The organism is Mycobacterium sp. (assembly GCF_035603715.1).
In the GTDB taxonomy this organism is placed as follows: Bacteria; Actinomycetota; Actinomycetes; order Mycobacteriales; family Mycobacteriaceae; genus Mycobacterium.
On record NZ_DATNJW010000553.1, the window covers coordinates 1 to 12,666 of the forward strand.

At 65.4% G+C, this 12,666-nt stretch carries 14 protein-coding genes; 8 read left to right on the forward strand and 6 right to left on the reverse strand.

Annotation, left to right across the window (positions count from 1 at the left end; translation table 11 throughout):
- The 4 genes from VN856_RS22720 to phoU form a co-directional block, all read left to right on the forward strand.
- Positions 1 to 600, forward strand: a 600-nt coding sequence (locus tag VN856_RS22720; RefSeq protein WP_325693266.1) for an acyl-ACP desaturase, incomplete at its 5' end; no start/stop codon positions are given.
- Between the two features lie 6 nt (positions 601 to 606).
- Positions 607 to 1,740, forward strand: a complete 1,134-nt coding sequence (gene dusB / locus VN856_RS22725; protein ID WP_325693269.1) for a tRNA dihydrouridine synthase DusB — start codon at positions 607 to 609, stop codon at positions 1,738 to 1,740.
- Between the two features lie 236 nt (positions 1,741 to 1,976).
- Positions 1,977 to 4,130 carry an LCP family protein gene (locus tag VN856_RS22730; protein ID WP_325693271.1) on the forward strand — a complete coding sequence of 718 codons (2,154 nt, stop codon included), beginning with the start codon at positions 1,977 to 1,979 and terminating at the stop codon, positions 4,128 to 4,130.
- 105 nt (positions 4,131 to 4,235) lie between these two features.
- The gene (gene phoU / locus VN856_RS22735) at positions 4,236 to 4,904 is read left to right on the forward strand and encodes a phosphate signaling complex protein PhoU (RefSeq protein WP_325693273.1); all 669 of its coding nucleotides are present in this window, start codon (positions 4,236 to 4,238) and stop codon (positions 4,902 to 4,904) included.
- Here the strand turns inward: phoU and pstB are convergent.
- From pstB to VN856_RS22765, 6 genes are all read right to left on the reverse strand, one after another.
- Positions 4,901 to 5,677 carry a phosphate ABC transporter ATP-binding protein PstB gene (gene pstB / locus VN856_RS22740; RefSeq protein ID WP_325693275.1) on the reverse strand — a complete coding sequence of 259 codons (777 nt, stop codon included), beginning with the start codon at positions 5,675 to 5,677 and terminating at the stop codon, positions 4,901 to 4,903. The genes phoU and pstB overlap by 4 nt on opposite strands.
- Positions 5,670 to 6,602, reverse strand: coding sequence for a phosphate ABC transporter permease PstA (gene pstA, locus VN856_RS22745; RefSeq protein ID WP_325693278.1), 933 nt, complete (start codon positions 6,600 to 6,602; stop codon positions 5,670 to 5,672). Before pstA ends, pstB begins: the two co-directional genes overlap by 8 nt.
- Entirely contained in the window at positions 6,599 to 7,621 is a 1,023-nt protein-coding gene (gene pstC / locus VN856_RS22750; RefSeq protein WP_325693280.1) for a phosphate ABC transporter permease subunit PstC, read from the reverse strand. Before pstC ends, pstA begins: the two co-directional genes overlap by 4 nt.
- A gap of 47 nt (positions 7,622 to 7,668) precedes the next feature.
- On the reverse strand, positions 7,669 to 8,778 hold the full coding sequence (gene pstS, locus VN856_RS22755; protein ID WP_325693283.1) for a phosphate ABC transporter substrate-binding protein PstS: 1,110 nt from the start codon (positions 8,776 to 8,778) through the stop codon (positions 7,669 to 7,671).
- A 125-nt stretch (positions 8,779 to 8,903) separates the two neighbouring features.
- Positions 8,904 to 9,812 (reverse strand): mycothiol synthase, encoded by a 909-nt coding sequence (gene mshD, locus VN856_RS22760; RefSeq protein WP_325693286.1) that lies wholly within the window; start codon positions 9,810 to 9,812, stop codon positions 8,904 to 8,906.
- Positions 9,809 to 10,618, reverse strand: a complete 810-nt coding sequence (locus tag VN856_RS22765) for a winged helix-turn-helix transcriptional regulator (protein WP_414687027.1) — start codon at positions 10,616 to 10,618, stop codon at positions 9,809 to 9,811. Before VN856_RS22765 ends, mshD begins: the two co-directional genes overlap by 4 nt.
- Before the next feature lie 123 nt (positions 10,619 to 10,741).
- On the opposite strand from VN856_RS22765, the gene lmeA reads away from it, so the two are divergent.
- The 4 genes from lmeA to VN856_RS22780 all read left to right on the forward strand — a co-directional run.
- Positions 10,742 to 11,554 (forward strand): mannan chain length control protein LmeA, encoded by an 813-nt coding sequence (gene lmeA, locus VN856_RS22770; protein WP_325693292.1) that lies wholly within the window; start codon positions 10,742 to 10,744, stop codon positions 11,552 to 11,554.
- 43 nt (positions 11,555 to 11,597) lie between these two features.
- A complete protein-coding gene (locus VN856_RS22775) occupies positions 11,598 to 12,017 on the forward strand; it encodes a thioredoxin family protein (RefSeq protein WP_325693295.1) in 420 nt (139 codons plus the stop codon).
- Positions 12,017 to 12,133, forward strand: coding sequence for an Ms5788A family Cys-rich leader peptide (locus tag VN856_RS28930; protein WP_414687028.1), 117 nt, complete (start codon positions 12,017 to 12,019; stop codon positions 12,131 to 12,133). Before VN856_RS22775 ends, VN856_RS28930 begins: the two co-directional genes overlap by 1 nt.
- A 91-nt stretch (positions 12,134 to 12,224) precedes the next feature.
- A partial coding sequence (locus tag VN856_RS22780) for a DUF4395 domain-containing protein (protein WP_325693297.1) occupies positions 12,225 to 12,666 on the forward strand: 442 nt, incomplete at its 3' end.

Here is a 12,666-nt window from a genome sequence, read left to right on the forward strand (position 1 = left end):
TTCAGCCCCGGCCAGAACCAGCAGGGCGACCTGTTGTCCGAGAACCTGTTCGACTCGATCGTGTACGTCACGTTCCAGGAATTGGCCACCCGCGTCTCACACCGCAACACCGGGAAGGCCTGCAACGAGCCGATCGCCGACCAGCTGCTGGCCAAGATCTCGCAGGACGAGAACCTGCACATGATCTTCTACCGCGATGTCACCGAAGCCGGCCTCGAGGTCGATCCGAATAAGGCCATGCATGCGCTGCACCGGGTATTACGCAACTTCAAGATGCCCGGATTCAGCGTGCCGGAGTTTCGCCGTAAAGCAGTGATGATCGCGGTCGGCGGCGTCTACGACCCGCGCATCCACCTCGATGAGGTCGTGATGCCGGTGTTGAAGAAATGGCGCATTTTCGAGCGCGACGATTTCACCGGCGAGGCCGCCCGATTGCGCGACGACCTTGCCGAGCTGGTCAAGGAGCTCGAGGTGGCCTGCGACAAGTTCGAGATCTCCAAGCAGCGCCAGCTCGAGCGGGAAGCCCGCAGGGGCGATCTGAGGATGACCGCCAGGCAGCTGCACAACACCGAGGGCAAGCTGACCCTGAGCAGGCGGTAGCCGGTCTTGCGCATCGGTCCTATCACGCTGGCCAGCCCAGTGGTGCTGGCTCCCATGGCCGGCGTGACGAACGTCGCCTTTCGCACCTTGTGCCGCGAACTCGAGCAGGCCCGCGTCGGCACCGTCAGTGGGCTCTATGTCTGCGAAATGGTGACCGCCCGTGCCCTCGTCGAACGGCATCCGGTCACCATGCACATGACGACCTTCTCCGCCGACGAGACGCCACGCTCGCTGCAGCTCTACACCGTCGACCCGGCTACCACCTATGCGGCCGTGAAGATGATCGCCGACGAGGGGCTCGCCGACCACGTCGACATGAACTTCGGTTGCCCGGTGCCCAAGGTCACCCGTCGCGGCGGCGGCGCGGCGCTGCCGTACAAGCGGCAGCTGTTCGGCCAGATCGTCGCGGCGGCGGTGCGCGGCACCGAAGGCACCGATATCCCGGTGACCGTCAAATACCGGATCGGCATCGACGACGACCACCACACCCACCTCGAGGCCGGCCATATCGCGGAATCCGAAGGCGCGGCCGCGGTCGCATTGCATGCCCGCACGGCAGCGCAGCGCTATTCGGGAACTGCTGATTGGGAGCAGATCGCCCGGCTCAAGCAGCACGTCCAGACCATCCCGGTGCTGGGCAACGGCGACATCTTCGAAGCCAACGACGCACTGACCATGATGGCCGTGACCGGCTGCGACGGCGTCGTCATCGGTCGCGGGTGCCTGGGCCGGCCGTGGCTGTTCGCCGAACTCTCGGCCGCATTCACCGGCCGCCCGACGCCGACGCCGCCCAATCTGGGCGAGGTCGCCAACATCATCCGCCGGCACGGCGAGCTGCTGAGTGACCATTTCGGCGAGGACAAAGGCATGCGTGACATGCGCAAACACATCGCGTGGTACCTGCATGGTTTCCCGGCCGGCTCCGACTTGCGGCGAGCCCTCGCGCTGGTGAAGACCCGCGACGAACTCGACCGGCTGCTGGACAAACTCGACGGCGATACGCCGTTCCCGACCGCCGCCGGCGGGCCGCGCGGCCGTCAGGGATCACCGGCGCGGGTGGCGTTACCGGACGGCTGGCTGACGGACCGCGACGATTGCACCGTCCCGTCCGGGGCCGACGTCATGCACTCAGGCGGCTGAACGCGGGCTATCTGACACCGTCCCCGGATCGCGTTTCCGAGGCTGTCTCAGTACCATGTGGATCTTGTTGCATCACGCGCCGGCGGCCGAGCCCAGTTGCCACCAGCGCGGCACGGCCACTACTACGACGATGCGACCGCACGGTCGCGCGGATACGTTGCGCTGCAGCGTCAGCGCCGCACCGAGGCACCCCCTCGAACACGTGAGACCTCACCAGATTCGGAGGCCGGTAGGACATGAGTGACGGCGACGCTGGCGCCGATGCAGCCACTCACGGCCCTGACGCCGATGAAGTAGGGCTTACCGGAACGCCGCCTGGATCGCGAGGCGCCGCGCCGTGGGAGCGATTCGGGACCACCACGCGGACGGTCGCCGTCGTGAATCGATGGACGGGACCATCGCCGATACGGGAGCCGGCTGAGCCCGTCGCCGTCGACAACCACAGCAACGGTGGATCCCACACCGACGGCGGGCTCACGGTCGCTGATCTGATCGCCAAGGTCGGTGGCCACGTCGCCGAACGGCCACGGCAGCACCACGCGGCTCCCGACACCGACACCGCGGAGCCCGAGCCACCACCGCCCGGCGATGAGCAGGACGACAACTACGACGCCTACGCGTTATTGAGCCCGGCGGAGTACAACTACGACCTGCCCGACCTCGATGCCATCTATCGCGAGCAGTCGAGCGCCGATGCCGACATCGTGCAGACCACCGTGCTGCCGAAGACATCGGCACGGCCGCGACCCGCGCGCCTCATCGAGATACCCGACGTCGAGCCGGATGACGACGAACCCGCGCCAAAGCGTCGCCGCCGCCACGGCGCGATGCTGGTGGCCGGCCGTCTGGTGGTCGCCACCATCGCGGCGGCGGCGCTGGCCATGACCGGCGGGGCGTACCAGTGGAGTACGTCGAAGAACCACCGAATGAACACGGTCAGCGCGTTGGACCTCGGGTCCCGCGACATCGTGGACCCCAACGCACAATTCGGCGACGAAGACTTCCTGGTCGTCGGCATGGACTCTCGCGCCGGGGCCAACGGCGAGATGGGCGCCGGCGGCACCGAGGACGCGGGCGGCGCCCGATCCGACACCATCATGCTGGTCAACATTCCGGCGAACCGTAAACGCGTTGTCGCAGTATCGTTTCCGCGCGACCTGGCCATTACGCCGATCCAGTGCGAAGCGTGGAATCCAGATACCGGCGAGTACGGCCCGATCTACGACTCGGACACCAAGAAGTGGGGTTCCAGAAACGTCTACACCGAGACGAAACTGAACTCGACGTTCTCCTTCGGCGGACCGAAGTGTCTGGTGAAGGAAATCCAGAAGCTCTCCGGTCTGAGCATCAACCGCTTCATAGCCGTCGACTTCGCCGGCTTCGCGAAAATGGTGGATGCGCTCGGCGGCGTGGAGGTATGCACCACCACTCCGCTGAAGGACTACGAACTGGGCACCGTGCTGGCCCACTCCGGACGTCAGCTGATCGACTCGAAGACCGCGCTGAATTACGTGCGAGCACGCAACATCACGACAGAGAACAACGGCGACTACGGCCGGATCAAGCGCCAGCAGCTGTTCTTGTCCTCGCTGCTGCGCTCGCTGATTTCCAAGGAGACCTTCTTCTCGTTGAGCAAGCTCAACAACGTGGTGAACATGTTCGTCAGCAACAGCTACGTCGACAACGTCAGGACCAAGGACCTTGTCCAGCTGGGCCAATCGGTGCAGGGAATGAACGCGGGCCACGTCTCCTTTGTGACCGTGCCGACCGGCATCACCGACGAAAACGGTGACGAGCCGCCGCGCACCGCCGACATGCGGGCGCTGTTCAGCGCCATCATCGACGACGAAGGCCTGCCGGGCGAGAACAACATGAACGCGACATCGACTCCGCCGACCAAGTCGCTGAGCAGCAAGGCCCCCCAGTCCAGTCAAACGAGCCAGCCCAGCCAGGCCGCCGATCCGCACCCTGAGAATGTCCAGGAGATGACGACCGCGCCCCAAGACGTCACCGTGCAGGTATCGAACTCGACCGCCAAGTCCGGTTTGGCTGCCACCGCCAGCAGCCAGCTGAAGCGGCACGGGTTCCGGGTCAAGTCGCCCGACGACTACCCGAACCCGCTGAAGACCACCAAGGTGCTGTTCTCCCCCGGCAATGAGAAGGCCGCCGCCACCGTCGCGGCCTCGTTCGCGAACTCCAAGGTCGAGCGGATCACCGGGACCGGACAGGTCGTGCAGGTGGTGCTCGGTTCGGACTTCACCTCGGTCGGCACTCCCCCGCCCGCCGGATCACCGGTCAGCCTGCAGATCAATCGCAGCGCCAGCAGCCCGCCGACCAAGCTTCCCGATGACCTGACGGTCACCAACGCCGCCGATACCACCTGCGAATAGCACAACCGTTGAGAATCGACAGGTAAACCGCCATTCACCGCGAGTTCACAGCGGACTTCATGCTGGTTCATGCCGCGCTCGGAATCGAGAACGTACGCTTGGGATATGCGAACCGCGTACCACGAACAGCTCTCTGAGCTCTCCGAACAGCTCGGTGAGATGTGTGGATTGGCCGGTGCTGCCATGGAACGCGCGACACAGGCACTGCTGCAGGCCGATCTGGTGCTCGCCGAGCAGGTCATCTCTGACCACGAGAAGATCGCCGAGCTGAGTACCCAAGCCGAAGAGAGCGCTTTCGTACTACTCGCTCTGCAAGCGCCCGTCGCCGGCGACCTTCGGTCGATTGTGAGCGCCATCCAGATGGTCGCCGACATCGACCGGATGGGCGCGCTGGCGCTGCACGTCGCCAAGATCGCACGCCGCCGTCATCCCCAGCACGCACTGCCCGAGGAAGTCAACGGCTACTTCGCCGAAATGGGAAGAGTCGCTGTGGAATTAGGCAACAGCGCGCAGGAAGTGCTGCAATCGCGAGACCCGGAGAAAGCCTCCCGCATCCGCGAAGAAGACGATGCGATGGACGACCTGCACAGCCACCTGTTCACCGTGCTGATGGATCGCGAGTGGAAGCACGGCGTGGCCGCGGCCGTCGACGTGACTTTGCTTGGCCGCTTCTACGAAAGGTTCGCCGACCACGCCGTCGAGGTGGCGCGACGAGTCATCTTCCAGGCGACCGGTCACTTTCCCGCGGACGAGACCGTCGCCAGATCCGGCTAACCGAAGCGCCCGGAGATGTAGTCCTCGGTGGCTTTCTGGGTGGGGTTGGAGAAGATCTTCTCGGTGTCGTCGATCTCGACCAACCGGCCCGGCTTGCCGACTGCCTCTAGGTTGAAGAACGCGGTGTGATCGCTGACCCGCGCTGCCTGCTGCATGTTATGCGTGACGATCACGATGGTGTATTCCTGCTTCAACTCGGCGATGAGGTCCTCGATCGCCATCGTCGAAATCGGGTCCAGCGACGAACACGGCTCATCCATCAGCAGCACGTCGGGTTGCACGGCGATGGCTCGGGCGATGCAGAGTCGCTGCTGCTGACCGCCGGACAACCCGCCACCGGGCCGGTCCAATCGGTCCTTGACCTCGTCCCACAGGTTGGCGCCCCGCAGCGCGTATTCGGCGGTGTCGTCGAGCAGCTTTCGGTTGCGCACGCCCTGCAGTTTCAGACCGGCCACCACGTTGTCACGAATTGACATGGTGGGGAACGGGTTTGGACGCTGGAATACCATGCCGATCGCACGCCGCACACCAACCGGGTCGATGCCCGAGCCGTAGATGTCATCGTCGTCGAGCAGCACGCTGCCTTGCATCCGGGCGCCGGGCGTGACTTCGTGCATCCGGTTCAGGGTGCGCAACACGGTCGTTTTGCCGCAGCCCGACGGCCCGATGAATGCCGTCACGCTGCGGGGCAGAACCGTCAGCGACACGTCGGCGACCGCCTGGAACGCGCCGTAAAAAATGTTGACGTCCTTGAGATCCAACCGCTTAGCCACTGGAGCTCCTGCCTATCCTTTCCGGCTCAAAGAATTTCGAGACGACCCTGGCCACCAGGTTAATGGCGGCGATCAGCAGGATCAGCGTCAGGGCAGCGCCCCATAGCCGACTGCTAGGAATCGGCGCGGTACCCGCGCCAGCCGAGGTCTGGTCATACATCATGCCCGGCAGCGAGCCCATGAAGCCGCCGAACATGTCGAAGTTCATCGCCTGCGAGTAGCCGACCAGGATCAACAGCGGCGCCGTCTCCCCCATCACCCTGGCCAGCGCCAGCAGGATGCCGGTGATGATGCCGGACATCCCGGCCGGCAGCACGATCTTGGTGATCGTCCTCCAGGTCGGCACGCCCAGCGCATAGCTGGCCTCACGCAGCTCCAGCGGGACGATCAGCAACATCTCCTCGGTCGTTCGCACGATTACCGGAATCATCAGTAGCACCAGGGCGAGCGATACCGCGAAACCGGATCGCGGGAAACCGAGTGTGGCGATGCACAGCGCGTAGACGAACAAGGCGGCGACGATCGAGGGCACCCCGGTCAGGATGTCCACCATGAACGTGGTCAGCTTGCCCAACCTGCTGGCGCCGCCGTACTCGACCAGATAGACGGCGACGAAAACACCGATGGGTATGGAGATGGCAGCGCACACCAGGCCTTGCAAGACAGTGCCGACGATGGCGTGGTAGGCACCGCCGCCGGACATGAACGCCGTCATATCGGCCTGGGAATGCGTCCACCACTCACTGGACCTGACCGCACCCAACCCTTTGGTCACTACCGAATACAGCACCCAGATCAGCGGCACCATCGCCACCCCGAGTGACAATGTAACCAGCAGCGTCGCAACAACATTGGCGAGCCGACGACGCACACTCACGCCGGTGATCGTCCGCGCCTTGAGTGGCCGGTCCAGGATCGAGGTCATCGGGTGCCCTTGCCCGCAACAGTCGCACGCGCCATCGCGTTCACCAAAAGCGTGAGAACGAAGAGCACCAAGCCGGCGGCGATGTAGGCGCCGGCCTTGTACTGATTGTTGAACTCGTATGCAGTGGCCGCGATCTTGGTCGCGAACGTGTACCCGCCGTCGAACAGCGACCAGCCGAACGCCGCCTGGGTGCCGCGCAGGATGATCAGCAGCGCGATGGTCTCACCGAGCGCGCGGCCCAAGCCGAGCATCGCGCCGCTGATGTAGCCCGACCGCCCGAACGGCAACACCGCGGTCTTGACCACTTCCCAGCGGGTCGCGCCGAGCGCCAGCGCGGCCTCGATGTGGCCTTGCGGCGTCTTCATGAAGACCTCGCGGGTGACCGCCGTGATGATCGGCAGGATCATCACCGCCAGCACGATCCCAGCAGTGAAGATGGTGCCGCCGCCGGACACCGAGGCGTTGCCGGTGGCAAACAGGAACACCCCGCCCAGATGCGCATTCAGCCAGGTCGCGATCGGTCGCAGCTCCGGCGCCAGCACGTACAGACCCCAGACGCCGTAGATGATCGACGGGACCGCAGCAAGCAGGTCGACCACGTAGGCCAGTGGTCCCTTGACGCGGCGCGGCGAGTACTGGGAGAGGAAGATCGCGATCCCCAGGGCCACCGGCATCGCCAGGACGAGGGCGAACAGCGCCACCAAGACCGTCACCTGGACCAGGTCGAAAACGCCGAACCGCATCGCCGCGGTGTTGGTGGTGTCCCAGTTGCCGCCGTAGGTGAAGAAGTTCTCCTGGTCACGGGCCAGCGCCGGGACCGCGCGCATCAGCAGGAACAGTCCGATCGCCGCGATCAGAACGACGATCAGGACGCCGGACCCTTCGGACAAACCCCGGAACATTCGCTCGCCACGACTGGGTTTGGCGCTGCCCCACAGCAGCGGGGCGGGAGCCGGCCAACGCAACGGCGCGGCGACGACCTCACCCGAACCGGTATCGGCTGGATTCGGCGTCGTCACGGTGTTCCCATCAGTGAAAAGCTTCGGCCATAGGTTAATCCGTTCGGTCACCCGATCGCGTTGATCGCGGCGATCAAGCGCTTCTTGAACTTATCCGGCAACGGGACATAACCTGCGGCCGACAGACCGTCTTGGGCGTTGTCCGCGGCCACCGTCAACATCGACCTGACCGCGGCGCTGGTCGCCGGGTCGTAACCCTTGGAACAGACGATTTCGTAGGTGGCCATCACCAGCGGGTAGGCACCGGCGGCTCTGGTGCTGTGAATCGACTTCAGATTCAGTTTCAGGTCGTTTCCCTTACCGGCGAAGGTGGCGTCGTCGATGGCCTTGCGGGCCGCGTCGTCGGTCGGCGCGACCGGGCCGCTGCCGTCGCTGATCTGGGCGTACGGCACCCCGCTTTGATCGGCGAAGCCTTTCTCGACGTAGCCGATCGAGCCGGACGCAGACTGGACGGCCTGGATCACGCCGGCGGACTTCTGCGCGCCCTCGCCTACGCCGCCTTGGAACTCGCTGCCGGTGCCCCGGGTCCAACTGCTCGGAGCGGCTGCGGCCAGGTATCTCTGAAAGTTGTCGGTGGTACCCGAGGAGTCCGATCGGTAGACCGGCGAGATCCTGGTGTCGGGCAGCCTGGCGTCGGGATTGAGTTTGACGATGGCCGGATCGTTCCAGTCGGTGATCCAGCCGCTGAAGATCTTGGCCAGCACGTCCGCGTTGACGACCAGTTGTTTGACACCATCCAGGTGGTAGGCAATCGCGACCGGCCCGAAAACCATCGGCAGGTGCCAGGCGGGATTTCCGTTGCAGCGCGCGGCCGCCGGCTCGATCTGGTCGTGGCTCAGTGGTGAGTCCGAGCCGGCGAAATCCACATGGCGCGCGATGAATTGCTCACGTCCGGCGCCCGAGCCGGTTGGGTTGTACGCCAACTGCTTTCCGGGGCACAGCTGAGCCCAGTCCAAGTTGAACAACGCGATGGCGTTCTGCTGAGCCGTGGATCCCTCAGCGGTCAGCGCGGCCTTGCCGCCGCAATTCACCGGGCCCGTCGGCGCCTTGAGTCCGTGCAGGTTGTTGTCGCTACCGCAGCCGGTCGATGTGATGCCGACGATCACCGCCGTCGACGCCGCGGCTGCCAGCGCTCTGCGCACCGCGTCGAGCTTCACTGATCTCGCTTTCGCCACTGATTTTCCCCACGACCGACCCTCCCGGCCGGGATGTCGGGCTTACCGGAAACTATGCCTCAGGTGTAGACGAAGCCCGCCAGCGGCGTAAACGCCGGGTGAACACGTCAGACGGTGTCGCCGCCGCGTGCGTACGCGGTGTCGATGCTGTACTTAGTGAAGCCCAGGCGCCGATAAGTCCGCAGCGCCGCCGTGTTGTCCGACTCGACGTAGAGCATCACGGTGGGTTCCGCTGCGCCGGCCAGGCGTCGCGCCAGATGCGCGATGCCCACCGCCGTCACCAAGCCGCCGAGACCGCTGCCCTGCGCCGAAGGATCGACGCCGACAATGTAGACCTCGCCGAGGCCGGGTTTCTCGGGGTGCACTTTCGTCCAGTGGAAGCCCAGCAGGGTGTTCGTCTGCTCGTCGAAGGCCAGGAACAACCCGTCGGGGTCGAACCAGGGTTCGGCCCGCCGCTCGGCGAGGTCGGCGGCGGTCCAACCGCCCTGTTCTGGATGTGTCGCGAATGCGGCGTTGTTGACCCGCAACAGTTCGGCGTCGTCGGCGCTGCCGGCGTAGGTGCGGATCCGCACGCCGTCGGACGGCGCGGGCTCGTCGACGTCGCGCAACGAGCGGCGCATCTGCACGAGTTCCCGAACCGGTACCAGACCCAGCGCCGACGCGGTCGCCTGCGCCGGTTCACGCGTCCCGTGTGCCCAAAAACGATTGACTCCATGGGTTCTGGATAAGGCGGCCCTGATCATCGCAGCGCCGATACCGCTCCGGCGGGCTTGCGGATGCACCACCAATTCCGCCATCCCTGGCCCATCGTCGCTGCCTGCGGCCAGATTCAGATAACCGAGCACCTTCTCGCCGTCAGCACTGAGGAGATGCTCGGTGCGGTCAGTCGCCAACTCCCGCAGAACTTGTTCACCGACGGGCGCCACCAGATCGAAATCAGTTGCCGCAGTGATGATGTTGCGTATCTGCTGCTGCTCGTCGCTGCTTAACGCAGCCCGCCACTGAGGCGCCGTCACTGGCTGTGCAGCGGATCAGCCAGCGGCTCTTGGTAATTGCCCGAGTCGGACTCATCGTCGTTGTCGGTGGGCTCACTGCTCGGTGGCCGGCCACGGGTGGGGCGGACGGCTTTGTAGCCCACGTTGCGGACCGTGCCGATCAGCGATTCGTACTCCGGTCCGAGTTTCGCGCGCAGCCGTCGAACGTGCACGTCGACCGTGCGGGTACCGCCGAAGAAGTCGTATCCCCATACTTCGTGCAGCAGCTGCGCGCGGGTGAACACCCGGCCGGCGTGCTGCGCCAAGTACTTCAGCAGCTCGAACTCTTTGTAGGTCAAGTCGAGTGGGCGCCCTCGCAGTCGGGCGGTATAGGTGCCCTCGTCGATCACCAGTTCGCCGAGGCTGATCTTGCCGACGCCCTCCTGGTCCTGCAGGTTGCCGCGCCGGCCGACGAGCAGTCGCAGTCGGGCATCGATCTCAGCAGGCCCGGTGCCGGGAAGCAGGATCTCGTCCAAGCCCCAGTCGGCATTGACCGCCACCAGGCCGCCCTCGTTGACCACCACCACCACCGGGATCGACCGGCCCGTCGAGCCCAGCAAGCGGCACAAACCACGCGCTGCCGGCAGGTCGAGCCGCGCGTCGACGATCAATATGTCGGCGCTGCCCGCCTCCAGCAACGAAGAAACATCGGGCGGAGCCGTGCGCAGCGTGTGGGCGAGCAGCGATAAGGACGGCAGAACGACGTCCGGATTTGGCTCCGCAGTCAGCAGCAGAAGGTCCAAAAATGCCCCTCCAGCATCGTGGGAAAGGCGTCTCCCAAAATTCATCGCGGGACACGAAGTTTAACGGCCAGGTCATTAAACGATAGCGTGCTGCCTGGTCCTCCGCGCGGTGACGAGGCAGACCAGCGTGGTGACGATGCACACCGAAATGGGCGGGTGGGCCACAATATGCGGATGCGTAAAGCGCTGGTCGGTGCCGCCGCGGTGTCGTTGACCGTTCTGGTCGTGCTCCTCCTGGCTGCCGCCGCCGACTTCGGGACCAGCATTTACGCCGAATATCGGCTGTCCCGCACAGTGCGCGAAACGGCCCACTTGGACTTCGACCCGTTCGTCGCGATCATCGCTTTCCCGCTCATCCCGCAGGCGATGCGGCACCGCTACGAGGATGTGGAGATCAAGGCCACCGCGGTCGAGCGTCCAGTGATCGGCAAGGCCACGCTCGAGGCCACCATGCACTCGGTCGGCCTGGTCGACGCGTCGTGGCTGATCAGACCGAATGCCAAGCTGCCGATCGGCGAGCTGGAGAGCCGCATCATCATCGACTCGCGGCACCTCGGCCACTACCTGGGGATCCGCGACCTGCTGGTCGAGGCGCCCGCCAAGGACACCAACGACGCCTCCGGCGGTACTACCAAATCCGGCATCTCCGGTAATCGCGGCCTGGTGTTCAGCGGGACCCCACTGGCGGCCCACTTCGACAAGCGGGTCAGTGTCGCCATCGACCTGTCGATGGCCGGCGAGGACAACACCACGTTGGTGTTCACCCCCACCGACGTGCTCACCGGTCCTAACACCGCCAACCAACGGGTGCCCGACGACAAGCGCGACGCGGTGCTGGCGGCGTTCGCGGGCAAGCTGCCCGACCAGAAACTGCCGTTCGGTGTCGCGCCGACGACTCAGGGGGCGCGGGGTTCGGACGTGATCATCGAGGGCATCACCACGGGATTAACGATCACCCTCGACGGGTTCAATCGGGCATGAGTTCAACTATGTGGCCGTCCCGGCGCGCAACGAGGTCGCGCCGGTGACTGCCGCGGTTATCGCGGTTGTGGCCGCGCTGGCGCTGGCCGGCGTGATCGGGTGGCTGACGAACCGCCGGGCCGGTGACGTCCGGGCGACCGCCTCGAACACGGCTGACGGCATCGACACCAGCGACCTGGGCCTGTCCGCCGCGGGACCGACCGTTGTGCATTTCAGCGCCTCATGGTGCGGGCCGTGCACCCAGGTGCGCCGCGTCGTCAACCAGGTCTGCGACGACCTCAGCGACGTCGCGCACGTGGAGATCGACATGGATGCCAACCCGAGCGCGGCGCGGCGTCTTTCGGTGCTGTCGCTGCCGACCACGTTCATCTTCGACGCCGATGGCCGGCAGCGTTACCGGACCGCGGGTGTGCCCAAACCCGATGATCTGCGATCAGCGCTGGTACCACTGTTGGGCCGATGATGTCGCCATTGGGTAAGCTGCATGACGTGTCCGCCCGCGTCGAGCTCATGCTCACCAGTCGCCGTGCAGTTGATCTGTGCCGCGTCGCGGGCTGCTGCTGTTGTTGTAGCTGCTGAGTAGCCGCGCCTTCTCGCGCCGCGCTCGGAGCAGCCAGAACCCCCCGTGGCGCGCCGCCACAAAAGTCGTGAGCAATTCAGGAGCAGCATCATGTCGAACACCAAGACCCCCGATCAGGTCGACGTCCGCGGGCCGCGGTTCGCGGCCTGGATCACCACCGCGGTATTGGTTGTCACCCTGCTGATCTCGGGCATCAACCCGCTGGCCGCCGCGATCATCCTCGGCGTGCAGTCGGTCGTCTTTGCGATCGGGGCGCTGGCCGGGCCGCGTCGCCACCCCTACGGCCTGGTGTTCGCCAAGCTGGTTGCGCCGCGGCTGAGCCCGGTTCGTGAGCGTGAGCCGGTCGCTCCGCTGAAGTTCGCTCAGCTGGTCGGGCTGATTTTCGCGGCCCCGGCGGCGATCGGATTCGCGACCGGCGCTTTACTGTTCGGCGTCGCGCTCACCGCGGCGGCGCTGGTCGCCGCCTTCCTCAACGCAGCCTTCGGCATCTGCCTGGGCTGCCAGCTCTACCCGCTTGTGGCGCGCCTGAAGC